At 42.2% G+C, this 25081-nt stretch carries 25 protein-coding genes and 2 riboswitches; of the genes, 6 read left to right on the top strand and 19 right to left on the bottom strand.

Annotated features, from left to right (window positions below; translation table 11 throughout):
* Window positions 1–101 precede the first annotated feature (101 nt).
* Window positions 102–2468: a hypothetical protein gene (locus QI30_RS16170; protein WP_126991617.1), complete on the top strand. Its 2367-nt coding sequence runs from the start codon at window positions 102–104 to the stop codon at window positions 2466–2468.
* Between the two features lie 39 nt (window positions 2469–2507).
* On the opposite strand, the gene QI30_RS16165 is transcribed toward QI30_RS16170, so the two are convergent.
* The 16 genes from QI30_RS16165 to cobJ form a co-directional block, all read right to left on the bottom strand.
* Window positions 2508–2750 carry a hypothetical protein gene (locus QI30_RS16165; protein WP_126991616.1) on the bottom strand — a complete coding sequence of 81 codons (243 nt, stop codon included), beginning with the start codon at window positions 2748–2750 and terminating at the stop codon, window positions 2508–2510.
* A 62-nt stretch (window positions 2751–2812) separates the two neighbouring features.
* Window positions 2813–3214: a hypothetical protein gene (locus QI30_RS16160; protein ID WP_126991615.1), complete on the bottom strand. Its 402-nt coding sequence runs from the start codon at window positions 3212–3214 to the stop codon at window positions 2813–2815.
* A gap of 4 nt (window positions 3215–3218) precedes the next feature.
* A complete protein-coding gene (locus QI30_RS16155) occupies window positions 3219–3788 on the bottom strand; it encodes a hypothetical protein (protein ID WP_126991614.1) in 570 nt (189 codons plus the stop codon).
* Window positions 3789–3852: 64 nt separating this feature from the next.
* On the bottom strand, window positions 3853–5334 hold the full coding sequence (locus QI30_RS16150; protein WP_370323628.1) for a cobyric acid synthase: 1482 nt from the start codon (window positions 5332–5334) through the stop codon (window positions 3853–3855).
* A 30-nt stretch (window positions 5335–5364) separates the two neighbouring features.
* A complete protein-coding gene (locus tag QI30_RS16145) occupies window positions 5365–5904 on the bottom strand; it encodes a cob(I)yrinic acid a,c-diamide adenosyltransferase (RefSeq protein ID WP_126991612.1) in 540 nt (179 codons plus the stop codon).
* Window positions 5895–6455 carry a nitroreductase family protein gene (locus QI30_RS16140; protein WP_126991611.1) on the bottom strand — a complete coding sequence of 187 codons (561 nt, stop codon included), beginning with the start codon at window positions 6453–6455 and terminating at the stop codon, window positions 5895–5897. The genes QI30_RS16145 and QI30_RS16140 overlap by 10 nt, the downstream gene beginning before the upstream one ends.
* Window positions 6433–7209 (bottom strand): uroporphyrinogen-III C-methyltransferase, encoded by a 777-nt coding sequence (cobA, locus tag QI30_RS16135; RefSeq protein ID WP_126991610.1) that lies wholly within the window; start codon window positions 7207–7209, stop codon window positions 6433–6435. The genes QI30_RS16140 and cobA overlap by 23 nt, the downstream gene beginning before the upstream one ends.
* Before the next feature lie 3 nt (window positions 7210–7212).
* Window positions 7213–8565, bottom strand: a complete 1353-nt coding sequence (locus tag QI30_RS16130; RefSeq protein ID WP_126991609.1) for a cobyrinate a,c-diamide synthase — start codon at window positions 8563–8565, stop codon at window positions 7213–7215.
* 12 nt (window positions 8566–8577) lie between these two features.
* Window positions 8578–9696, bottom strand: a complete 1119-nt coding sequence (locus QI30_RS16125; RefSeq protein WP_126991608.1) for a cobalt-precorrin 5A hydrolase — start codon at window positions 9694–9696, stop codon at window positions 8578–8580.
* Window positions 9696–10472 carry a precorrin-4 C(11)-methyltransferase gene (gene cobM, locus QI30_RS16120; protein ID WP_126991607.1) on the bottom strand — a complete coding sequence of 259 codons (777 nt, stop codon included), beginning with the start codon at window positions 10470–10472 and terminating at the stop codon, window positions 9696–9698. The genes QI30_RS16125 and cobM overlap by 1 nt, the downstream gene beginning before the upstream one ends.
* On the bottom strand, window positions 10472–11170 hold the full coding sequence (gene cobI / locus QI30_RS16115; RefSeq protein WP_126991606.1) for a precorrin-2 C(20)-methyltransferase: 699 nt from the start codon (window positions 11168–11170) through the stop codon (window positions 10472–10474). The genes cobM and cobI overlap by 1 nt, the downstream gene beginning before the upstream one ends.
* Window position 11171: 1 nt before the next feature.
* Entirely contained in the window at window positions 11172–12377 is a 1206-nt protein-coding gene (cbiE, locus tag QI30_RS16110) for a precorrin-6y C5,15-methyltransferase (decarboxylating) subunit CbiE (RefSeq protein ID WP_126991605.1), read from the bottom strand.
* A complete protein-coding gene (locus tag QI30_RS16105) occupies window positions 12340–13473 on the bottom strand; it encodes a cobalt-precorrin-5B (C(1))-methyltransferase (protein ID WP_126991604.1) in 1134 nt (377 codons plus the stop codon). Before QI30_RS16105 ends, cbiE begins: the two co-directional genes overlap by 38 nt.
* Before the next feature lies 1 nt (window position 13474).
* Entirely contained in the window at window positions 13475–14170 is a 696-nt protein-coding gene (locus QI30_RS16100) for a precorrin-8X methylmutase (RefSeq protein ID WP_233600619.1), read from the bottom strand.
* A complete protein-coding gene (cobK, locus tag QI30_RS16095) occupies window positions 14160–14924 on the bottom strand; it encodes a precorrin-6A reductase (protein WP_126991603.1) in 765 nt (254 codons plus the stop codon). Before cobK ends, QI30_RS16100 begins: the two co-directional genes overlap by 11 nt.
* A 12-nt stretch (window positions 14925–14936) precedes the next feature.
* Window positions 14937–16574 (bottom strand): precorrin-3B C(17)-methyltransferase, encoded by a 1638-nt coding sequence (cobJ, locus tag QI30_RS16090; protein ID WP_126991602.1) that lies wholly within the window; start codon window positions 16572–16574, stop codon window positions 14937–14939.
* A gap of 164 nt (window positions 16575–16738) precedes the next feature.
* A riboswitch (cobalamin riboswitch) is annotated at window positions 16739–16915 on the bottom strand.
* A 228-nt stretch (window positions 16916–17143) separates the two neighbouring features.
* A riboswitch (cobalamin riboswitch) is annotated at window positions 17144–17328 on the top strand.
* Between the two features lie 118 nt (window positions 17329–17446).
* On the opposite strand from cobJ, the gene QI30_RS16085 reads away from it, so the two are divergent.
* From QI30_RS16085 to QI30_RS16065, 5 genes are read left to right on the top strand one after another with little or no spacing between them, the layout of a single operon-like run.
* Complete coding sequence (locus QI30_RS16085) at window positions 17447–18193, top strand: energy-coupling factor ABC transporter permease (protein WP_126991601.1); 747 nt, start codon at window positions 17447–17449, stop codon at window positions 18191–18193.
* Window positions 18193–18492, top strand: coding sequence for an energy-coupling factor ABC transporter substrate-binding protein (locus tag QI30_RS16080; RefSeq protein WP_126991600.1), 300 nt, complete (start codon window positions 18193–18195; stop codon window positions 18490–18492). Before QI30_RS16085 ends, QI30_RS16080 begins: the two co-directional genes overlap by 1 nt.
* A complete protein-coding gene (gene cbiQ / locus QI30_RS16075) occupies window positions 18479–19267 on the top strand; it encodes a cobalt ECF transporter T component CbiQ (RefSeq protein WP_126991599.1) in 789 nt (262 codons plus the stop codon). Before QI30_RS16080 ends, cbiQ begins: the two co-directional genes overlap by 14 nt.
* Complete coding sequence (locus QI30_RS16070; protein WP_126991598.1) at window positions 19264–20109, top strand: energy-coupling factor ABC transporter ATP-binding protein; 846 nt, start codon at window positions 19264–19266, stop codon at window positions 20107–20109. The genes cbiQ and QI30_RS16070 overlap by 4 nt, the downstream gene beginning before the upstream one ends.
* A gap of 33 nt (window positions 20110–20142) precedes the next feature.
* Window positions 20143–20640 (top strand): hypothetical protein, encoded by a 498-nt coding sequence (locus QI30_RS16065; protein ID WP_126991597.1) that lies wholly within the window; start codon window positions 20143–20145, stop codon window positions 20638–20640.
* Between the two features lie 330 nt (window positions 20641–20970).
* On the opposite strand, the gene QI30_RS16060 is transcribed toward QI30_RS16065, so the two are convergent.
* The 3 genes from QI30_RS16060 to QI30_RS16050 all read right to left on the bottom strand — a co-directional run bounded on the left by QI30_RS16060 (window position 20971) and on the right by QI30_RS16050 (window position 24869).
* Window positions 20971–21816 (bottom strand): DegV family protein, encoded by an 846-nt coding sequence (locus QI30_RS16060; RefSeq protein WP_126991596.1) that lies wholly within the window; start codon window positions 21814–21816, stop codon window positions 20971–20973.
* 974 nt (window positions 21817–22790) lie between these two features.
* Entirely contained in the window at window positions 22791–23495 is a 705-nt protein-coding gene (locus tag QI30_RS16055; RefSeq protein ID WP_126991595.1) for a class I SAM-dependent methyltransferase, read from the bottom strand.
* Window positions 23496–23594: 99 nt separating this feature from the next.
* Window positions 23595–24869: an HNH endonuclease gene (locus QI30_RS16050; protein ID WP_126991594.1), complete on the bottom strand. Its 1275-nt coding sequence runs from the start codon at window positions 24867–24869 to the stop codon at window positions 23595–23597.
* Window positions 24870–25081: the final 212 nt, after the last annotated feature.

The raw sequence follows: 25081 nt of genomic DNA, 5'->3' as shown, positions 1-25081 counted from the left end.
TTTTTATATACACTATAAATCCTTATTTTCATCAAAATATGAATTTGCCCTTTAAATATTGGCATTCCAAGAGTAAAGTGGCATATATAGGGGGGAATTAGATGAAAAAAATGGTAACTGGCGCACTAGCGCTAACAATGCTCTTCACTACTACACAGATGAAACCTGAACAAGTACAGGCAGCAACAATCGGAATCAATGATAAAGGTGAACTTGTAACATTATCTACAGGAAAAATAGTAAAAGGCTACAAAGTATATAAAAAGCGTCTATATAAGGATGGCCTACTTGCAAAAGGACGTGTTAAATATGGTACAGGCGATAATCTACGTCTTTATCACAATGGCTTCTTACAAAGTGGACTCTATTTTACGAAAGATAATAAATATGCCTTTAAAAATGGCAGCTTAATCAAAGGTATCTATGTACGCGATGGACTCTATCAAAAGCACATGACATATACAGATGGACGAATCACATCCCTTATTGAAATGAAGGACAACAAACTTTATGAAAATGGAAAATTAAAAAAAGGTGATTTTGTCATGGTAGATGATATAGGAAATGAATATGATACCGTTGACGATTTATTTTATTTCCATAATGGGGTTCTTGCAAAAGACTTTGGATTCGCGGAATTTACAGGTTCTAATTCTACGTTTAAAAAAGGACGATATTTATTTAAAAATGGCCGTGTAGTTGGGGTACATTTATATAAAGGACTCCTTTATAAAGATGGTGTAGAAGCAGTAGATCGTCTTATTCGCTACGATGGCAAAATGTATTACAATCATAAGCTTGCAAACGGTATATATGATGGCAAGTTCTACAAAGACGGTATCTATGTTGAAAAAGAAGGTACGAAGCATTTTCGCGAAAATATAAAAATGATGGACACACTTGCTGAGCAGCTTCCTGAGCATGTAGCCGATGTCGCACCAAAACTTGTGGACCTTACTATACAGCAACAAAAAATCGTTGTTGGTCATGAACTAGAAAATTACGATTTAGCTTCTTACCCTGCAATTATTAGCGATTTGCGTCATATTCAAGACGTCTCAAAAATGGTCGAACAAGCAGGCGATAGCCAAAGCGCACAAAAAATGAATGGTTTAGTCGAAGAAACAATTACGACGCTTTATAAATGGCAGCAATTATTATATGCAGATGGCAAACTTGTCGATGGCGCATACAAAGGGAATTTTTATGAAAAGGGGCGTTTGCTGAGTTCAATTGAAAATAAGCAACTCGATGATGCGATAAAATCATTATCTACAACATTGACAACGCCGGAGGAAGCAGCAAATTATCAAGCACAGGTCATGACTATTATTTCACGTGCACAAGCGGTAATAGAAGCAGCGAATAAACCTTCTTATGAAAATGTCCTTTATAGTACATCAGATGCAAAAAATGCGATTCACAATGCCATTGAACAGCGGGCGATTTTATTAACGACATTAAAAAAACATCAATGGACGCTTGATACAATGGCTCTCGATTCACAATTACGTGCGGCTCTCCTTGCAATTGATAGTGATGAAAGTATTGGGGAATTAGATGAAAAGGCTGATTTCATGTCACTTCAAATTAATGAAGTCGCAACAGGCAAATTTAATGCAGATGGTTTTGCTTACTTTGAAATCACGGTACCAGATGTCGAAGGAAATTATAAATTTGTTGGAAATGCAGCCGTCACAAAATATAAACTGTACATGAATCCAATAAAGAGCAATCTAAAAGATATGCCCGTACGCGCTGCTAATAAAGATATGTATGTTGAAAAAGGACATTATTATGTCGCAGTAAAAGGTAAGCCGATGAGTGATTACCGCTTTAAATTAAAGAAACATGCGTATGATTTACCTGCTGTACTTGCACCAAATGATGCATTTATGTCGCATAAACATCGGATTGACATCCCGTATTATTCCTATTCAATACCTTCTACAAAAGTTAAATTGACAACGAATCAACATGCGACATTCTTTGCTAATTATACGTCCCAAACAGACCAGCATATTCAGGCAGTCATTTTAACAAATGATAAGACTGGTAAACAATATAAAAGTACTTATAAAGGTAGCGGTATGAAATATGGTATAAGCGCACCGAATGGGACATATACATTAACGCTAGATTTAGATAAAAAAGGTGTTCCTGGCCATGTAAGCATCTATTATTTATTAAGCGATATATTACCGCTCAATCAAACAATTGCTTTAAGCCATTCCGATCGCAAGCCGTATACATTAAATACAGCAAACGATACAAAAATTAAATTTTCTTTAACTACAAAAACACAAAATAACAATGTCTTTCGAATTTATAATGATCAAAATCAACTTGTTAAAAAGATAACGTTGACCCCTGAACGAAATACTCGTGATTTTGTTTATACTGTAAAAAAAGGACGTTATAGTGTATATGGTGATAATCTCACTATCACAACAAAAATTTTAAAATAAAAAAAGGAGAAATCGCCATCCACGCGATTTCTCCTTTTTTTAATAAATAGCAGTTACAATAATGCTCGCTACAATAATAATAAAGCCGACGATACTAATAGCGCCCATCATTTTATTTTTGACGCGGAATTGATTTAGCACAACAATTAATAATACGAGCGCTAATACAAGCTGCCCCCACATCGGCAAATTAAAGCCTTTTTGCAACATGAAAAAGGACACGACGATATAGAGCGTTAGCGCGCCCATTAACACCAACCCTATTGATTGAAATAACTTCATTGGAAACCTCCCTTACCAGTAATTATTCTACGGATAACTCCGGGAAATGTTTCATAATTAATTTAGGCTAGTTGTTGTCGCTTTAAAAAAGAAAGCATGCCGAAAAGAGCAAGAAAATAAACCGCGATAAAGCCATAGATAAACACATTAAAAATCGGAAACAGTGCTTCGGCATGATGGAGCGGCCAGAAATATGTGAACAGTTGAAGCAATGTATAAAATAGCATCAATGCCAAAGCTGTAGTGAGCCATGCATTGGTCGTATAATTTAAAATTCGATACAAATAAACGGCTGCGCCAATGAGCAACACACCATTTATTATACCGATGAATAACAGCGTATACGTGAGTTCTAATGCAAATAGGCGACTTAATCGGTACACATTGATGACCAGCTCTACAATCATAAATGCGGTAAGTGCCGCGATACTACTCATCCATAAAGATTTTAATGTACTCCGCATCTACTCAATCCTTCCAGTAAAAAATAGCATCCCATATTAAATAATCTTTTGGCTTACGAAAAATAGTTGGGATTTTTGCTTTAAAAGGTAATGCCTTGTCGACATCTTCCTTATGTAAAATCGTTAAGTGATATTTCATGAACAAGCGCTCTAGTTTTTGCGCTAATTGTTGAAGTGACGTTGTTTCAAGTTCTAGCTGTTGCGGATGACTTAAAAGCGTATAGCTACTAGTCTCTTCTTCGCCGTCCTCATCATAACAGCTCGTCTCTTCAGCTTGTCCGATGACAACGACCGGTGCGAGGCGGCTCACTAAGACATGTAATCCTTTGATTGTCACTTCATTTCCCTCTATTAGCTGATGCTCTTTTTCATAGCAAAGTAGCTGGATATACGAGGCATAGCCACTATCAAAATAGTCACTCGCAAGGCGACATTGGATATGCTGTCGCTTCATTTCTTCTTGAATCGGTTTTAAATAATTTATAAGTACCTGCTCTTCTGGTGTATCATATGGATACCTATCCCCTACAACTTCGCCACGAATCAATGCTTTTAACTGCGCTTCTGTAAACATTTCACCAACCCCTTTATTTTCCATTATATAAAAAAGAGACTACGTTTTCACGTAATCTCCCAGATTATTGCATTACGCGCTCTAAGCCCATAATGCGGTACAGTTTGTCCATGTCGATAGCTTGCTCAAAATGCTCAGCCGCAATATTATACGCCTGCTCGCGCAGTTCTTTTTCTGATTGAACTTCCTCTGATAGCGGTGCGAGGCCCTTTTGGGTACGCCAGGTATTCACTAGCTCACGTGTAAAGGCGCGATTATGGAAGATTCCATGGAAATACGTGCCTAGCACATGCTCACAAACGGCACCATCTGTTCGTCCATTGTCTAATAATAAAAATGGTGCACAATCTGCAGTGCGCTCCGTACGTCCTAGATGAATTTCATAACCGGTTAAGATGTCCTCTGTACCATAGCGTGTGCCGGACATTTGAACGGTTCGTTTTTCACCGACAAATGTCGTCGTAATCGGCAATAATGCGAGTCCAAGCTCGTCCCGACCATCGCCTTCAATAGCATGTGGGTCAAGCAACTGCTCACCTAGCATTTGATAGCCGCCGCAAATGCCAATGACTGGCTTCGACTGACGTGCATGCTGTAATACGCATGCATCAAGGTCCGTTTCACGTAGCCAGCGTAAATCGTAAATCGTGCTTTTCGTGCCGGGTAAAATGACGACATCTGGCTTTCCAAAGTCCGCAGTAGTTTTCACAAAGCGTACGCCAACACCCGGCTCATCCATCAGTGGATCTATATCGGTAAAGTTTGAAATACGCGGTAGCTGAATGACCGCCACATCAATCGCGAATTCATCCCGCTTCGGCTTTTTAAAACGTAGTGCCGATAAGGCGAGCGAATCCTCTGCTTCAATTTGAACATTCATATACGGTACAACACCTAAAACCGGAATGCCTGTATAGTCCTCCAGCCACACGAGCCCATCATCAAGCAGTTCTTTCATGCCGCGAAATTTATTAATAATAATGCCCTTTACGCGTGCACGTTCGTCGTCATCTAACAGGGCCAATGTGCCGACAATCGACGCAAACACACCGCCTCGGTCAATATCAGCTACAAGCAACACATCGGCATCCGCCGCATGCGCCATTTTCATATTCGCAATATCTCGCGCCTTTAAGTTTATTTCCGCAGGACTCCCTGCTCCTTCAAGGACGATAACATCATACTGCTCCTGGAGACGTTGAATCGCAGCCTCTGCAATCGGCAGGGCCTCATCAACAAATTTATGACGATAATCACGCGCCGTCATATCTAAGTGATGCTTACCATGGACGATAATTTCTGACATCATATCATGCTTTGGCTTTAATAAAATCGGGTTCATATCCGTTGTTGCATCGACGCGCGCTGCTTCCGCCTGCACCCCTTGCGCACGTCCGATTTCGCCACCACTTGTCGTCACAAATGAATTCAGCGCCATGTTTTGTGATTTAAACGGTGCGACACGAAATCCTGCATTCGAAAAATGCCGACAAAGCGCTGTCGCTAGCATACTTTTCCCGACATCTGATGACGTTCCCTGAATCATAACCGCCTTTGCTTTCACCTGAATTCCCCCTTAGAATTCGAGCCCTTTTACTGCCGGAATGCCTTCTTCATAATAATGCTTCGTTGCATCAATCGTTGATACAAGATCTGCTAAATCAATCAGCTCCTGCTTCGCACTACGCCCTGTGACAACTAAATGCATCGATGCCGGACGATTTCGAATCGCCTCAACAACTTCCGCAAGTGGTAGCACGTCGTCTACTGGGAATTTTGAAATAGCTAATGCATTATTGAGCTCATCTAATACGAGTAAATCAATTGATTCATCCGCAAGCTTTTCCTTTGTAATGGCCCATGCTTTTTGTAGCGCCTCGCGATGCTCCTCAGGCGTTTTCGTCCATGTAAAGCCAATGCCCATCTGCTTCATGTCGACACCGAGTTTTTGTAGCGCAAGTTGCTCCCCGTATGTACGCTGTGGATTTTTAATAAATTGTAAATACTCCACATGTAAGCCTCGTCCAATAGCGCGTAATGTCACGCCAAGTGAAGCCGTTGTTTTCCCTTTGCCATCGCCAGTGTATAGTAAAAATAAGCCGCGTCTTACAGCCATGTCGTTTTCTCCTCAAATGGCGTACGCTTCGTTACGTTTACTTCTTCATCCGCTGGGTAACCAATGAAAATTGTGCCGATCACTTTTTCATCATTCGCCGCACCAATAAATTCGGGTAGACGTGCATCATGGACAAGCCCAACGCCGCGTGTGCGCCATACAAAGCCAAGTCCTAATTCGCGCGCTGCTAGCCACATCGCATGTACAGCACAGCTTGTCGCGAAAATATCATCCTCGGTCGCATCCGCATCCCCTGCTACTTGCTTCGCTGTCACAACGATAACGGTCGGTGTTGTTAACACAACTTTCATTGAACTTTCAACAAGATGTGGCTTCGTTGGAAAACGTTCTTCTAAATAAGCTGTAGCTAATGCTTCATATGCTTTTTTCTTTTCCGCACCAAGCACGTAAAAATGCCAAGGCTCACGTAAACGGTCCGTTGGGGCATACGTTGCTACATCTAATAATTGTTCGATTTTTTCTTTTTCAACAGGGCGGTCTTCGTAATTACGAATGGCACGACGCTGTTTAATTTCCTGAATGATTGACATATTGTGCTTCCTCCTCGACCCAGGCAAGTGTGTCATGTAGACTCGCAACCTCACCGACAAGTACCATTGCTGGGTTTTTAATTTGTTGTGTTACTGCCTCGTCAGCAATTGTTTCTAGTGTGGCGGTAATTGTACGCTGCTGGGCAGTCGTACCTTTTTCAATAATCGCAACCGGCGTTGTACGCGGGCGACCATATGTCATTAATTGGTCTGCAATATAGCGCAAGTTTCCAACGCCCATATAAAAGGCTAATGTATCAATACCTGTGGCGATGTGCTCCCATTTAATCGTATCTTGGCCCTTTGAATCGCGGCCATGCCCCGTAATAATCGCAAAGCTTGAGGCCATTTCACGATGCGTCACCGAAATGCCCGCATAAGCTGGCGCTGCAATCCCGGCCGTAATACCAGGCACGACTTCATAGCGAATACCTGCCGCACGTAATACTTCCGCTTCCTCAGCACCGCGCCCAAAAACAAATGGATCGCCGCCTTTTAGACGGGTCACGGTTTTACCTTCTTTTGCCTTTTCAACGAGTAATTGATGAATTTCCTCTTGAATAAAATGATGACGTCCAGGTTCCTTACCACAATAAATAAGCTCAGCATCTGGCTTCGCCTGTGCTAACAACTCCTTATTGACAAGGCGGTCATATGCAATAACATCTGCCTGTTGAATGCATTCTAAACCTTTGACCGTAATTAATTTTGGATCCCCTGGACCTGCGCCAACTAAATAAACTGTTCCGTACATGTCTTACTCCCCTTTTACGCAGGCACGAACAAAGCGCGCTGCAACTTCTGGATTTGAAGCAAAGTGGAAATGCGTATAACCAGCGACGATATTCCCCTGCATATAGCCTTCCCCCTTCGCCTTAAATCGACTTTTTGTGTCATAAGCAAATTGCTCTGGCCCTTGCTCATACGTTGAATAATGGAATTCATGCCCCTTCGCAAGCATCCCCTCGTCTAATAAGAAGTTGTCCTTTTTACCAAAAATCTCACGATAACCGAGCGCTACACGTTTGCCCTGCATTTTGGTGACACCTGGAATCGCGCCAACCATATCAAATCGTCTACCATCTAATGTCTCAATGGCCTCCGTTAAATACATAAAGCCACCGCACTCTGCAAATACAGGCTTATCCGCGGCAATAAAGGAGCGAATCGATTCTTTCGCTTGTGTAGTAGTAGCTAAAATATTCGCAAATTCCTCTGGGAACCCTCCACCGATATAAAGACCATCCGCTTCTGCTGGTACCTCTTCATTTGCAAGCGGTGAGAAGTAGGCGATATTTGCGCCATTTGCTTGCAGTAACTCGATATTTTCCTCGTAATAGAAGTTAAAGGCCGCATCATGTGCAACCGCTATCGTACAGCAAGCCGCCTTTTTTTCATCAAAAATCGATGTTGGAACCGTTAATTCCGGTACCTCTGTTAGTGCAAGTAGGGCATCAATATCAATCGTATCCGTCACAAGTGCCGCTAGGTCATCGAAGTAGCCTTGCATTTCCCCGCGTTCAAGCGCTGGAATGAGCCCTAAATGACGACTCGGCATATGCAGCTCACTATTTTTCTTTAAATAGCCAATGACCGGCACATCGCACTCCGCTTCAATAGCTGTTTTAACAATCTTAAAGTGACTTGCACTCCCGACCTGATTGGCGATAACGGCGACGATATTCGGCTTATCTGATAATAGCTGGAAGCCTTTCACAATCGCCGCTGCACTACGCGCCATTGCACCACAGTTGACGACTAGGACAACCGGTGTTTCTGTTATGACCGCAATGTCTGCGGTGGAACCGACATTCGATAGTGGGTCCTTACCATCATAAAAGCCCATCACACCTTCAATAATGCCAATATCACTGCCCTGTGTCGCGCGGCGTACGATATCACGCACGACATCCGCTTCAAACATAAAGCTGTCGATATTACGCGATGGACGCCCGGTTACTGCCTTATGAAATGATGGGTCGATATAGTCGGGTCCACATTTAAATCCTTGTACACGTAATCCTTTCTTTTGCAATGCGGCCATTAAACCGATTGTCAGTGTCGTTTTTCCGACGCCACTATTCGTCCCTGCAATGACAAAACGCTTCATGCGGTCCCCTCCTTAAAATAAAATTTCTGCAACAGAAATGGTTGTATTCCCTGATTTTTTCTTCACGAGTAGGAGCTCATCATTGCCACTGTAAAGTCGTACTGCTGGCTCACTCACGCCGTAAACTCCTGTGTATTTAAAGACGGTATCGGAAGGATCGGTCACAAGCTGGCTGTTTAACTCGTCCTTTGTATACCATTTAAATTGCCAATCATATTTTGATGTAATGTCGTGGAAGCATGGCTCATCACGTTTTAGCTCAAATGTGACAAGTGCTTTGACGCTTTTAATCGATAATCCAAGCTCCTGTAAAGTTTCCTTGATTACGGCATCGACTTCCTCCGCCAATGTACCACGATTACAGCCCATGCCAATGACGAGTGATTTCGGGCGATAAATAACATGATTTTCAACTAAGTCGTCCTCATTCAGTAAACGATGACTAATGATCAGTGCCGCATCTGGTTTTGCGGCCATAGCGCTTTCAAGTGACGCATATTCCACTAAGCTCGGCGGCATCGGGGCATCGTGCATCCACCAATTTTTCTCACCCGCTTCTTGTACAATTGCGACATGCTCTTCATTCACAACAGCGGCTGATACAGGCGTTAACTTCTCTGCCGAATCCCACTGCCAGCCAAATTTTGCACCGAATAAATCAACGGGAATCGTTTTTTGTACATCCGATGCCGTTGTAATAACCGCATTGGCGCCAAGTGCATCTGCTACGGTATGAGTCAGTGCATTAGCACCGCCTAAGTGACCCGACAGCATACTAATGACATTGTCACCGCGGTCATCAATGACCACAACCGCCGGGTCAACCTTTTTATCAACAAGAAGCGGCGCAATCATACGTACGACCGCACCAAGTGAAATAATCGTAATGATGCCATCATAATGTTTAAAAAGTGCCGGGAAAAGCATACGTACACTGTTTTTAAACAGCTGCACATTATGCTCACGCTCATCACCGCGCTCAAATTTACTCATATAATAAACATCTGTATTTGGAAAATTAGCATGCAAACGACGTGCAATGTCGACACCATGCTTTGTAATCGCTACGACCGCATATTGGTGCTTCACCTCAATCGGCGCTAGGACGTCTTCTTGTAGTTCGATGACCATTACTCTGTCACCGCTTTACGGAAGCCATGTGTAAATGTTTTATCATATAATTTTGAACGATAATCTTTTTCGTGGATGTTTGGATCAAGTGCCCAGCCCGCTAAAATCATCGCATGTTTACGAATGCCGTTTTTACGCATATCTTCGTCTAAGTTAATGAGCGTTGTCCGCACGATTTTTTGGTCGGGCCATGTAGCACGTTGCACAACGGCAATCGGTGTATCATCGCTCCAACCAGCTGCTTGCAATTCTTTGACGATTTTTTTCGTTAAAGTGGCACTTAAGAACAACGCAATCGTACAATGATGGCTTGCTAAGTCTTTTAATTTTTCCATTTCGGGGACAGGCGTACGCCCTTCTGCACGCGTTAAAATAAGCGTTTGTGTCAGGTCTGGAATTGTTAATTCAGCACCCACTGCAGCTGCTGAAGCGAATACCGAGCTAACGCCTGGAATGATTTCGCATGTAATATCATGCTGTTTTAAAATCGCCATTTGTTCCATAATAGCGCCGTACATTGCCGGGTCACCCGTGTGCACACGTGCTACGACTTTGCCGTCATTAACGCGGTCGACGATGGCTTGTACCATTTCATCTAAATGCATGCCCGCTGTTTTCACGACTTCCGCTTCTGGCTTTGCTTTTGCGATTAATTCTTGATTAACAAGTGAATCGGTATACATGACGACATCTGCCGTTTGAATCATTTTTAAGCCTTTGACTGTTACTAAATCTGGATCCCCAGGGCCAGCACCTACGATATAAATTTTCTTCATTATTTACGCACCACCATTAATGTTAAGTATTCAAGCTCGACACCATCAAGCTCAGATGTTTTCCAAATGACTTCCTCATCAGACGTTACTTTTGTCACCACATGTGCTTTTTCTAGTAAATCTAAGTCACGTAACACACGTAACATTAAATCAATGACTTTTGCGACTTTAATGAACACAACGGCATCATGGTCTTCGATTGCTTTACGCATTTGGTCGTAATCATCCACTGCTGGAATCATCGCAATATGGTCATCGCCATCACCTAGCGCAATGCCTAGACGAGAGGCCGAGCCATTGAATGATGAAATCCCCGGCACCATTTTAATATCAACTTCTGGGTGACGCTCCTTCATCAAGTTCATTAAGTGAATGAATGTGCTATAAAGCATCGGGTCACCCTCTGTCACGAAGGCCACATCATTTCCAGCCGCAATGCGCGCATATACCTCATCGACTGCCTTATTCCACTCGCGGTCCAATGTTTCCTGATGCTTTGTCATCGGGAATACAAGGCCTAGCATTTCTTTATCCATGCCACTGACGTACACATCAACGATGCGCTGTGCATAGCTTTTTTTGCCTTTCATCTTTTTCGGATACGCAATGACGGGTGATTCTTTCATAATGCGGAATGCTTTTACGGTAATTAATTCTGGATCCCCAGGTCCTACCCCTAAGCCGTACAATGTTGCCATGTTAAATTTCCTCCCTAACTGCTGTAATAATGTATATTGGATTTAATGGCACAAAGCGTGTCATATTTAAAATTGGTTTACTGCGAGAAATTTGCGCTTGAATAATCGATACAGTAAGCCCTAATTCTTTAAAGGTTTCAACAGCTTTTGCTAAGTTTTCAATCGTTGCTGCATTTAAAACGATGCGTCCACCTTCATTTAAACGGCCCGCAATCGTCGCGAGTAAATCTTTCATATTGCCGCCTGTACCGCCAAGGAATACGGCATCTGGATTTGGAAATTCATCCAAACGCTCCGGTGCCTTGCCATGAATAGCGGTCATATCCACGCGGAATTTGCGCTGATTTTCTAAACAATTGGCTAAGTCAGGCTCATTTTTTTCAATAGCATACACCGCACCGTTTTTCGCGATGCGTCCGGCTTCAATGCCCATCGACCCTGTGCATGTACCAATATCCCACACAATCGAATCCTCTTTGACATTTAGCTGCTGAATCGATAACACACGAATTTCCTTTTTCGTAATCAAGCCTTTATCGGGCTTACGCTGTGAAAATTCCTCATCTTCAATGCCAAGTGGCCAAACTTTCGGCGCTTCTGTGGCGTGTAAAATAACGACATTTAGCGGTGAAAATTCAGCTGTACGCATGTCTTCTAATGAAAAATGGCGACAGCGCTCATCGGCCCCCTCTAAATTCTCTGCAACAAAGGCGCGGTATTCGTGAAAGCCAAAATCAAGTAAATAATCGGCAATGGCATTGGGTGTATTGATGTCATCTGTCAGCAGCGCAACTTTTTTCTCACCATTTATTTTTTGTGCGAGGCCTTTTATTGACCGGCCATGTAAGCTCACAACTTTGGCGTCTTGCCATGACAATTGATGACGCGCAAACGCTAATTGAACCGAACTTAAATGCGGGTATACCTCTAGTGTCATTTTTGATGCAAGATAGTTGCCAATGCCGTAAAATAATGGGTCACCTGAGGCTAAAATGACGATATTGCCCTGTGACGCTAAAATGTCTGCGACGACCTTTTTTAGCCCGCCTTTAATAACAATTTTCTTGCCGTTATATGTATCGAAGAAGGCGAGAACACGCTCTCCTGCGACTAACACATCACTGTCTTCGATGAATTGTTTCTTTTCTGTGCTTAATGAATCGACACCACTATCCCCGATGCCAATCAATTTGATCGATGTTGTCAATGTTCTCAGCCCTTCCTAGTTGTTCGCCCTTCATGGAATAAATAAAGGTACTTAATTCGATGCCGCCACCGGTATGATGAATCGCCGAGTAACAGCATGCCTCACATAAATGATTGAAAAAAATATCATAGCCATGCTCGGACATAATTTCGCCAACATGTGAAGCCGTATTTGCCGCGCGTACTTCGTCTTGCAGATTCTCTGGTACTCCAACATCGCCTGCAAGCTCTGCAAGGAAGTTAAAATCAATCGGCGCGCTTTTTGAATGCACCATCATGACGCCCTGTGCGACTTTTGAAAATTTCCCCATCATGCCAACGAGCGTTACTTTTTTAATGTCATGCTTTTTACAATGCTTCAGTGCATGTCCTACAAAATCGCCCATTTCAATAAAGCATTCCTCTGCAAGCTCCGGAAACAGCGCCATCGCATAGCGTTCACTACGCCCACCGGTTGTCAGCACTAAATGTTGCTGACCGGCAGCATGTGCCACGCTGACCGCTTCGGAAATACTCGCCATATACGCAGCGCTTGAAAATGGTACGACGGTGCCACGCGTGCCTAAAATCGAAATGCCGCCTAGAATTCCTAGACGTCCATTCAGTGTTTTCTTCGCCAATTCCTCTCCTGTCGGAACAGAAATGACGACCTTCACCCCACGCTTCACACCAAATTGTGCAAGTGTTTCATTTACGACTTCATGTAGCATCTTTCGTGGTACTGGATTGATGGCTGCCTCCCCTACAGGCACCGGTAAACCAGGCTTTGTGACACGCCCTACACCGATGCCACCATCTAGTACAACGTCTTCCCCATCGATAAACGATACGGTCGATTCGATAAGTGCTAAATGCGTCACATCCGGGTCATCGCCCGCATCTTTAATTGTGCCGCATCGCACCGCATCCCCAACATGTACGGTATGTTCCATCGTAAATGTCGCATACTTGCCGACCGGTAAAAAAATAGTTACCGTTTCTTGCTCCTCGCCCGTCAGTAGTGCAATAAGTGCAGCCTTTGTGGTGGCCGTTGCACAGGCGCCGGTCGTATACCCCGAGCGCATATCTTTCGGGTCTTTTTTCTTTCGTTTCTCCACGCTAGTCTTGACGATCCGCCAGAATCGAAATCGCATTTAGCGCTGCAACAGTTACCGTACTACCGCCTTTACGCCCTACATTTGTAATGAATGGTACTTCTGTTACTTTCGCAAGCTCCTCTTTTGACTCAGCTGCTGATACGAAACCAACCGGCATTCCAATAATTAAGTCTGGCTTCGCGATGCCTTCACGAATTAAACGAATCAGTTCAAGTAAAGCAGTTGGCGCATTCCCAATGGCATAAATACCACCTTCATGTAAGCGAGCCGCTTTTTGCATCGAAATAATCGCACGCGTTGTATTATGCTCTTTCGCCATTTTTGATACGTCCTCATCGGCGATATGACAGAATAAGTCGCCGCCATGTTTTTGGAATCGTTTACGTCCTGAGCCACTTTGAATCATTTGCACATCAGCAATAACCGGACGACCTGCACGAATTGATTCCACACCTGCACGAATCGCATCTGGATGTAAAATTACACTTTTTCCTAATTCAAAATCCGCTGAAGCATGGACGATACGGCGAATAATTGACCATTCATCGTCATTGTAATCATGTGGACCATACTCTTCTAAAATCGTTTCAAAGCTATAGTCATAAATACGGTTTGGCTCAACTGTAAGCGGTGTAAAATCCGTATTGAAGTTATCGGTATTGATAAATAATTCTTTTTGCTCTGTATCATTTGTCATGTAAAATTCCCCCTATAAATTGTTCGACTGCTTCAAATGTGTCGAATGCATTGTCATATTGAATTTTTGGTCGTGTAATGAGCACAACCTCGATGCCTAAATCAAGCGCCGCCGTAATTTTTTCATCTACGGAGCCAGCTTTTCCGCTTTCCTTCGTAATCATTAGCGTCGTGTCAAACTGCTTATATAACGCCTCATTCAGTTCACGAGAAAACGGTCCTTGCATCGCAATAATATTTTTTTGTTCAACGCCAAGTGCGGCGCATTTTTCCATATTGTCTAGACGCGGTAGCATACGCGCAATCATGCGAATACCGTCAACACCAACTAATTTATCTGCAAAAATTTGCAGCGTCTTACTGCCTGTTAGTAGCATAACGTTCCCCTTACGAGCGAGTGCGACATCTGCCGCTTGTTCATACGTTTCAACCGCTGTAATGAGTGGATTTGTAAAATCCTCTGATGTACGCTCATAGCGGCAATACGGTACACCCGCTAACTTCGCAGCTTCCTGCGCATTTTTTGACGCCTCTTCTGCAAATGGATGGCTCGCATCAACGATCATGTCGTCACCACGTTCTTTCACCTTTGCAGCCATTTCCTCAGCTGTTAAACGCCCAACAAAGGTAGGAATGCCCTCATCTGTTAAGCTTTTCGCTGCCGAATCGGTTACGACGGTTGCAAGCACATCATAGTGTGCAGCTAGACGAACAGCGAGTGCACGAGCATCACTTGTTCCAGCTAAAAATAACATACGCTTTATCTCCTAATCTCCGCATGGTGCAGGAGCAATTTTAATTTTTGGTGCAATATCCTGATAGACGAAGTTGCCTAGTTTCTTCACGCGCTTGAAATATTTAAATAATCGTTCATTTGGATGCGCATTCTCTTTATATTCCGCCACAAGCCCTTCTACCATTGGCACAAGCTGCTCTTTTGATAAGCCTTCGACAACGGGCTGACCAGGATGCGCGGTGCGACCTACTGGCTTCGCGCCGATAAAGACATCAAAGGCCCCTTTACGGTAGACAATCCCAATGTCATCCATCACCGCGCGGTAACATGCCATCCCACAGCCATTAAAGCCAATATTTAATTCCTTCGGTAAATTCATACCGCCAAGAACGCTGTGTAGCTCCTCTGCATATGGAATTGAATCCGCCTTTTCACCATCACAGAAATCACACGCTTTAATACGTGCCACGTCGCCGTATGGTGAAACAAGTAAGCCTGATTCCTTCAAACGGTCCGTAATAAGCTCAGGGGCCGTCGTTGGAATGCGCAAAATAAATTCATGCTCTGGCGTATATTCCATCGTGCCTTTTTCACCGACAACATCTGCGAGTGTCATCATTTGCTGCGGCGTAATTTTTTTATTAGCCACACCTGGACTAACGGCTAATTCAAAAATCGATTCCATTTTCTGATGCACATAGTGCTTTGGCTCAAAAACCTCGACACCTAAGCAACCAAGTGCCTCCTCCGCTAAAGATAGGGCCGACTCGGCAGGCTTTAATGGCTCAGGCTTTTTTTCTGGTGCAGGTGCTACGGGCTCATAAGAACGCCCTGTCTCCTGATCCATTGCCCATGGTTCTGCTTCCTTCTTCAAGCGCTGATGCGGCTTCAGCGGTTGCTTTTCTTCGCCTAATGTATATTTCTTTTGATAGCCACGAGGCGTAATCATTTTATTATCATAGAAAAATGTTGATGAATTCCCGATAACAACGGTTGTCAACATGCCAATGTCATGCGTTAGCATTTCCGATAAAGTCGTCATCGTAATATGCTGTGAATCACGATACGCACTTTTTACCAGGCCAACTGGTGTATCTGGATGACGATATTCAAGTAAAATACGCTGTGCTTCAACGATTTGGCGCGTACGACGACCACTTTTCGGGTTGTACAGTGCAATAACGAAATCCGCCATTGCGGCTGCTTCAATTCGTTTTGAAATTAAATCCCATGGTGTTAAGTGGTCACTCAAGCTAATCGTACATGAGTCATGCATGACCGGTGCGCCAAGTAAGGATGCACATGAGTTGATTGCCGAAATACCTGGCACGATTTCAACCGGTATACCCGTTTCTTCCGTCCAGCCCTTTTCGATTAACACTTCATACACAAGCCCTGCCATACCATATACACCCGCATCACCACTTGAAATAACGGATACGATTTCGCCGGCCTCTGCTTGCTTCACCGCTTCCTGTGCACGTGATACTTCCTCCGTCATCCCTGTACTGACAACTGCTTTTGCTGTAATTAAATCTTTGATTAAATCGACATACGTTTTGTACCCGATCACCACATCACTCATTTTCAGTACATCGACTGCACGATTCGTAATATGTTGAAAGTCCCCTGGTCCAAACCCGACGACGAATAATTTACCCTGTGCCATGCTACTTCCTCCATTTCTTGTCACTCACAACTCCCCATTCGGACAATGAAGACAACAAAAAAAGCCCTCTATTCCGGAGAATAAAAGGCTGAACATACTGAAAATTCGCAAATTTAAAAAATACTGCAAATAAAGTTTGTCCAAAAGCTTCTCCCTCCGAAAAGTTTTGTCCGATTTTAAAAGCAGGTTTCCTGACTCAAGTGTCTATGACGTCATCCCTTCTCAGCTTTAGCCAATGGATTTGATGACCTCAACACTCTTACAGTAGCGGGGGCTGTAATGGCTTCTCACCATTTTCCCTATTATCCTCACAACGAGGCACTTCTAAAATGTATCGTTAGTATTTAGTTTTTAAAAAATCTTATTTTCATCATATCGGTAATTATCTTACTTTTCAAATCTTTTTTTACTATGATGTTATAGTACAAAAGAAAATTCGCATAAATCGCTTGAAATCACAGCATTTTCTCTGTATTGATACAGTTTTTTTGATTTCAAATAAATTGAAATAAAAATTGTTATTGGCAAATTCCCACGACAATGATAAGCTATTTTACGAAATGTCGAAAAATTATATACAATTTTACGGTGCGGATAATCAATTATTCGCTTAAAAGGGAAACTTGTGAAAAACAAGTGCTGTCCCGCAACTGTGATGCTGAGTTTCATTGCGTATGCCACTGTCTAGACGATGGGAAGGTGTAATGAAATGTTGACGCGAAGCCAGGAGACCTGCCGTAAAATCAATTCGGCCTACGAGGATAGGTGTACGAAAGACAAACTTACGATGAATGCTGTCTTTTTGTGCCTATTTCCGTTATGGAGATAGGCTTTTTTCGTACATTCCTCTACTTTTATAAGGGGGATTTTGCATGAAAAAATTATTAAAATTAATGTACTTCGCGCCCATTTTACTGCTCGTACCAACGCGGGCGAATGCGATGCACATTATGGAAGGTTTTTTACCAGTCGAATGGGCCATCTTTTGGTGGGTACTCGCGCTACCATTCATTATTTTAGGGATTCGTTCAATCACGAAAACGATTAAGGAGCATCCCGAAACAAAAATGATGCTTGGTTTATCTGGCGCGTTTGCATTCGTCTTATCTGCACTAAAAATACCATCTGTGACAGGAAGTTGTTCACATCCAACAGGTGTGGGCCTTGGTACGGTATTATTCGGACCGCTTGCGATGAGTGTTGTCGGCTCTATCGTTCTACTATTCCAAGCACTTTTACTTGCGCATGGTGGCCTGACAACACTTGGCGCCAATGCTTTTTCAATGGCAGTCGCTGGTCCAATCATTGCGTGGTATGTTTTTAAAGGCGCACAAAAAGTTGGTTGGTCGTTCTCTGTTGCGGTCTTTTTAGCAGCGATGCTTGGTGACCTCGGTACATATGTAGTGACATCCTTCCAATTAGCACTTGCCTTCCCAGCTGAGTCTGGTGGTATTTTCGCATCATTCGGTAAATTTGCGAGCATTTTCGCTTTCACACAAATTCCACTTGCGATTAGCGAAGGGTTATTAACCGTTGTTGTCATGAACTTCTTACGTAAATACAATATTGCTGAATTAAAAGCATTAAATATTTTCAAAAAAAATAAGGAGGCGGCATAATGTTCAAAAAAAATCTCTTATTAATCGCCATCGTTATTATTTTAGCCATTGTGCCACTATTCCTTCAAAAAGGCGCTGAGTTTGGCGGCGCTGATGGTGAAGCGGAAGCGGCCATTACTGAAATCAACAAAGATTATGAGCCATGGTTTTCAAGCCTTTGGGAACCACCAAGTGGCGAAATTGAAAGTTTATTATTTGCACTACAAGCGGCAATTGGTGCAGGATTTATCGGTTACTTCTGCGGTTTAATGCGCGGACGCTCAAAAAAAGTGGACAAGGATCTGCATGATTCCCATTGATCAATACGCCTACGTTAATCGTTTAGCGACGGTGCATCCACTTGAAAAAATGGCCTTTTCATTTGTATTTTTATTATTTGCCATTTCAACAAAAGATGTGCTGATTTCACTCATTACGTTTTTCGTAATGAGTGTTTTCATTTTAATTGCCGCAAAAATTCCGCTAATAACGTATCTTAAACTGCTCCTTCTACCCGGCTTCTTCTTATTATCGAGCCTTGCAGGAATTTTAATTTCCTTTACAACCGCCACTCATTTACCGAGCCATGTTGCGGATTGGACCGTCTTTGGTGTGACGATTTTCATCGGCACCGCAAGTATTCATACGGCCTATCATTTATTTTTTTCAGTGCTCGCAAGCATTAGCTGTTTGTATTTTTTAACGCTGACGACACCCATTACCGCCATTACCTATGCGATGCGAAAACTAAAATTCCCAATTGTATTTGTTGATTTATGTGAATTAACATACCGTTTTATTTTCGTGTTCTTAGCGAGTATGCAGCGCATTTATCAGGCACAGCAGTCACGTCTTGGCTATCAAAATAAAAAGCGATGGATTCAGTCAATTGGCTTTTTGATTACTTCGATGTTTAAGGATGTCTTCAAGCGCGCACATGAGCTCAACAATGCGATGCAGGCGCGCTGCTATGATGATACAATTACCGATACATTGTACGGCTATAGTGTATGTCGTCGTAATTGGTACGGTGTTGCCGCTTGTCTATGCGGTTTATTTATTATTTACTTCACATTAGGAGGGCTTCTTACATGACGATTTCTTTTCAGCACGTCACATTTCAATACGGAGACGGGACGACCGCATTACATGACTTATCCCTCGACATTCCAACGGGGAAAAAAATCGCCCTTCTTGGCAATAACGGTGCCGGGAAATCGACTCTTTTTCAGCATATGAATGGCCTTTTACAGCCAACAAATGGCACCGTTTTATACAACGACGTGCCGCTAGACTATAAACGTAAAGGCCTGCAAACATTACGCCAAAAAGTGGGCATTGTCTTTCAAGACCCGGACTCGCAGCTCTTTTCTGGTACGGTTGAGCAGGATATCGCCTTTGGACCGACCAATCTTGGCTGGGATAAGAAAATCGTTAAACAAAAGGTCGATGCTGTTATTGATCTTCTTGAAATTGAAGCCTTGCGCAAAAAGCCCCTTCATTTTCTAAGTCTCGGCCAGAAAAAACGCGTGGCCATTGCGGGTGTTCTAGCAATGGAGCCAGAATTGATGATTTTGGATGAGCCCTCTGCTGGACTTGATGGCTATTATACACAGCAAATCATGCAGATTTTATCGACACTGCACACGCCTGAGCGCACGATTATTTTATCGACGCATGATGTGAATTTTGCCTATGAATGGGCAGATGAAATTATTGTCGTCAGTGATGGCCAGCTGCTTTATCAAGGGGACCCAGTTCATTTATTCAAGCATGATACGATTTTAAAAAAGGCCCATCTCGACACACCGTGGCTTTTTGAAACGACGATGGCCTTAATTCAAAAACAGATTATCAAGCCACTCGAACACTTCCCGCGCTCAAAGGAGGCTCTTTTTGAGCTGTTACCAACAGGGCGCGCAGTGCAATTCATCTAAAATTGGGGTATAGGATACTGAGGTGATGGCCGCATGAAAAAACTACTCGCAATTGCACTGATGATTCCTATTCTCGCAGGCTGTACGACCACGCCAACTGAAACACCCACACCAACAAACCAAAAGCTGACTTGGTATGATAGCCGCGAGGAAGCGCTCCTTAAAGGCTTAAAAAAAGAAGGCACACGGAAGGAAAATATTTTAGAGACAAAGCAATTTGGCGATGAGCAACTCATTATTTATCACGCCACAACTACACAGGGTGAAGGCATTGGCGTCGCAGCGATGCAGCAAGAAAACGACGAAAAATTCGCGTGGACGCGTGTATCGAATAAGCTCACCGTTCGCTTTGCAGACGGACAGACCGCCAATAGTCAAACGACATTCCATAGCCCTGAAGGTGTGCATTATCGCCTGTATATCGGGATTATGCCTAAGGATAAAAAAACGGTTGTCATTAATGGTCGTTCAATCCGGCCTACTGTAGATATGGATACACGTATGTATTATCATATTAAAAAAGTGAAATAAAAGAACGGCTCCCTGTGAGCCGTTTTTTTATTCTAGTCGATTTCATTGATTATCATTTACCTCATTAAAGTATCCTAAAATAAGACTACTACAGAGCACTTAAAATGGAATTATTAAGTTCCCACTATTATGCAATCGATTTCGAATAATTTGACTGAGTTATTTTTTGTAAACATATAAACAAAATTACATATTAACTAAATTACATTTGTAGAATGATACGTTCAGTTAACGACCGTCTAGTAGGTGATTTTGCATCCCCATTTCGTTCCTTTCAGTTTAATGAATTAAAAAACACCTTTGCCTATTAAGCAAAAGTGTTTTACAACGCTATTCTCGTACCCACGCAAGACCAATCGTACCTTCGCCTGCATGAACACCTACTGCTGCTGATAATGGTGTTTTCATAAAATGAATGGCTGGATAGCTCGCTTCAAGCTCACTTTGCCATTTCGTTACTTCTTCATCATTGTTGCAATGAATAATCGCTACGTCTTTTACATCTGACTTCGCAATCGCCGCATCTAATTTTTCCATAACGGCTTTTTTCGCACGCTTTGTCGCACGTACTTTATGGATAACATTGCATACACCCTCATCATCATACGCAATAACTAATTTCATATTTAATAAATTGCTTAAAAACATCGCTGTCCCTGACACACGACCACTCTTATGCAAATTTTCTAAGCTCGCTGGAATAAACGCGAGCTCCGAGCGAGTCACCATTTCCTCAATCAATGACACAATGGCCTCAGGGGATTTACCTGCTGCCGCAAGCTCTATACCATACTCAAGCATACGCTGCATTGGGTACGAGCCAATTTTTGCATTGATTGGATATGTTTTAAATCCAGCCTGCTCAGCAGCCATCGTCGCGCTCGCAAAAGTACCTGATTGCTTCGCTGATGTGTGAACCGCAATCGCACAATCGTAGCCCTCCGCCTTTAATTGTTCGTATAATGCCACATGTTCTCCAAAGCTCGGCTGTGATGTTTTCGGATGCTTTGCTGCTGTACGTAATTTCTCATAAAACTGCTGCTCCGTCATATCAATGGTTTCACGCAAGGCGCCCTCTTCAAAAACAACGTTCAGTGGCAAGACGTGAATGGCGTGATCTTTAATAAATTGTGCGCTCAAGAAGGCAGCTGTATCTGTAATCCAAGCAATTTTCATTTCAGTAACTCCTCATATTCTCTAGATAACTCCATGATATTTTCTGAAAGCGTTTTCCTATAGTGACAAATGTCATGTCATGTTAGTTGTCTATTTTTACCGTCATTTTTTAGACATTTTTAATTAGTCGATTTGCGATTTCTATTAAATAAAAAAAGCACTATTCCCAAACAACTTCATCGTTTAAAACAAATTCTAATGCGTTTAAGCAGTATTTCAGTCCATTTCACTCGTCAAGCGACAGCCTATCCGTTTTCTAAAAATTTTCAGCATTATTGGTATGACAAAATTACATAGCAGCAAATGAATGATTAGAAATCGCTCATTCTCTCAAGAAGCGGGTTTTGAATACAACATATTCAAAAATAAGTGCCAACGCACAACTATTGTCTGATGAAACGAGCAGCTTTTATTAATGATTTTGCATAATCCGTCAACAAAAACAGTCATTTCGCGACACGCAAGCAAATAATAACTATTTTTGATTCCCGAAAAAGGGGTTTTTATGCTAAAACAGCGGCTCTAAGGGGCCATTTCGAGCAAAAAGCAGCCCCTTTTTTTCACTTCAAAAAGCAAAATTCGCTCGCATAATAAAATTTATTGAAAAAACGACAATCAGACAATTTCGTCCGCTAATCGCCATATCCTTCGTGTGAAAAAGCCCCTTAAAAGCGTAAAAACGGGCAAAAAACACCCGCTAGAGACGCCGTAAAGGATGCTTTTTACTAGCTCTTCAGACAAAATAATTGTAACTATCGCCAAATATATAATAATGATTTGCGATACTAATTCTTAAAAGCAAATGACTAACACAAATACAGGTCATTTCACTTATGCCTTGCACTTATTTAAAAATATGTCGTAGCTAAAACACGCTCCTTGGGGTGATCGGCCATTCGCAATCACTCGATTCAAATTGTTAGCAGTCACTTTAATGGAAACAAAAAAGGACTCCAAAACGGAATCCTTTTACGCTATAACGTTTTTTGTGCAATAAAGACAACATTTTCTGAATGGCTATCTGCGGTACGCCAAGTGAAATCACCGTACACTTCTACATGAAAACCTACTTCCTCTAGTGATGCTTGCCACACATCAATTGGACGAAACCGCAAGTGTAAATCAACGGATTCAATTTCCTGCTCTCCATCAAATACCGCTTCATTAAATGAAAAGATCTCATTTTTGTAGCCGCCATATGTTGTATGAACCTCATATGTTTTGTCATTTACATGCGCGATATCTGGTGAGCTATCACGCATCCACTGCTCCCATATACGCACAGTAGGATTTCGCGTATCAAATACGAAGCGACCACCTGGCTTCAGTGAACGATATGCATCTTCTACGACCTGCTGCCAGGCTTCATCCGTTAAAAATACTTGCGATACATTAGCTGTCATTACGACCAAATCATATGCCGCTGTTTCAAGCGTCGTACTATCGCCCACACGCCATGTGACGTTTTCTGCATGTGGCTTTGTTTGTGCAACAGCCAATGCCTCCTCGTTTGGATCAATGCCAGTCACTTTCGAATCTTCTGCAAAGCGTAAAGTCAACCGGCCTGTCCCACAACCAAGGTCAGCCATCGTTTCTGGTTCATAGCGTTTTACAAGTCCACTAAAAAAATCATCATCTTTTGCCCAGCGATTGAGCACATCATATACTAACGGAATCATTTTGTCGCCTCCCATTCTTTTCTCCATTATTTTACAATGAAACAATAGTTTATTCCAATAAAAAACGAGCAACCATTTTGTGATGGTTGCTCGTTTTTATTAATATAATAAACTGATAAACGTATCAAAATCTTTTGCGACAAATGATAAATTATTACGTCTCATAAATAATTCCACTGCCTCTAGATCATTATCAAAGTCTTCTAATAAATGCTCTTCTGGCACTGCTTCCTCGTGTCGCCAAAAGACAATCTGTGGATGTATATCCTCCTCTGAAGTGTAACAGAAACATATTAAATTACCAAATGGGTCAATCGCAAATGGTACAATCCCTGCCGGAAGGATACGAGGTCCTGCCAGTCTATACATAAAGAGCATGATGCTTTCATTTCCCTTGACTGATAAAAAATTACCAAATACACGTTCATAGCCATTTACCTGGAAGCGATAAAGAGAAAGATTGGAACCATGATGTTTTGAAAATACTACTTTAAACATTTCTGGTAAATGAACAACTAAGTCCTGCTCAATCTCTCTAACTGACGCAATTGGTACTTCGTCATTTGAATCAATAAAGGACACGGTTTCATCAGAATACTGCGGCTCAACAGGCTGTTCTTTATGTCCCCATATAATACGTCCACCGACATGTGGAACTGTATGAAAAGCGGAACTAACGAGCTCCATTTTTCCTGAGACCTCATGATGATGCCACACTAATTCGTGAATTTTCAATTTTCCTTGTTGGATATCCGCTAACTGACGCGCAGTAAAAATATCCTTTGATAGCTCACCTGAATCAAGCGCTTGCTGTAGTTGTTCAACGCAGGCCTGTGCTTGCATTAAATCGGTCGCATGATAGAGCTCTTTTGGTAGATGTGCGCTAAACTTTGTTGCATCGCCTTCAAAATGCGGAAAGCCTAAAAGATTATACGTCACACCTGTTTTTTCTGTCGTATCCTCTGTTTTTTCATGTGCTTGCTCCACGGGTTCTGGCTGTTCACTGATAGATTCCATAGCGTCTACACCTGCTAATACGGGTTGATTTCCTTGTTTCATAAGAACGATAATGCCCGCAATCATCGTAAATAGATTTCCTAAGAAGCCAGAGATTGTAAAATAAACTCCCCATTTTTTAGATAAACCTTCTGTATCTACTTTTTTATAGCCCTTTATCGCAATGATTGTTAAAATCAACGGCACAATAAAAATAAAAATGGTTTTAATACCAAAAAAGAAAAGCTCATAATTCTCCACGGGCTGTGTTGATGCAAAACGCATCGTCAAGCTTGTAATGCTAAGCCCATTGAATAATACAATAAATAAGCCGTAGCCAAGAATGCCCAGAATCAAAAATAGTTTTTCTGCTTTCATGCTGTAACTCCTTATTCATTCATTTATAACACATATACGCTTAAATACATATTTATCATATATAAATTATATATATACAATGTTACACATATATTATTCTGAAATATATAGCATAAAAATCCCTTTTTACTACGTCTTAATAGTTCAAAATAGCGTAAAAATGAAGAATGAAGTCGAATTTTGTCAGCAAAAAACCCGCGTGTAACTAGTTA

The sequence above is a fragment of the Candidatus Kurthia intestinigallinarum genome (assembly GCF_003991225.1).
Classification (GTDB): domain Bacteria; phylum Bacillota; class Bacilli; order Bacillales_A; family Planococcaceae; genus Kurthia; species Kurthia populi.
The sequence above is the reverse complement of the archived record's forward strand: the minus strand, read 5'-3'. Positions and strand labels throughout refer to the sequence as shown.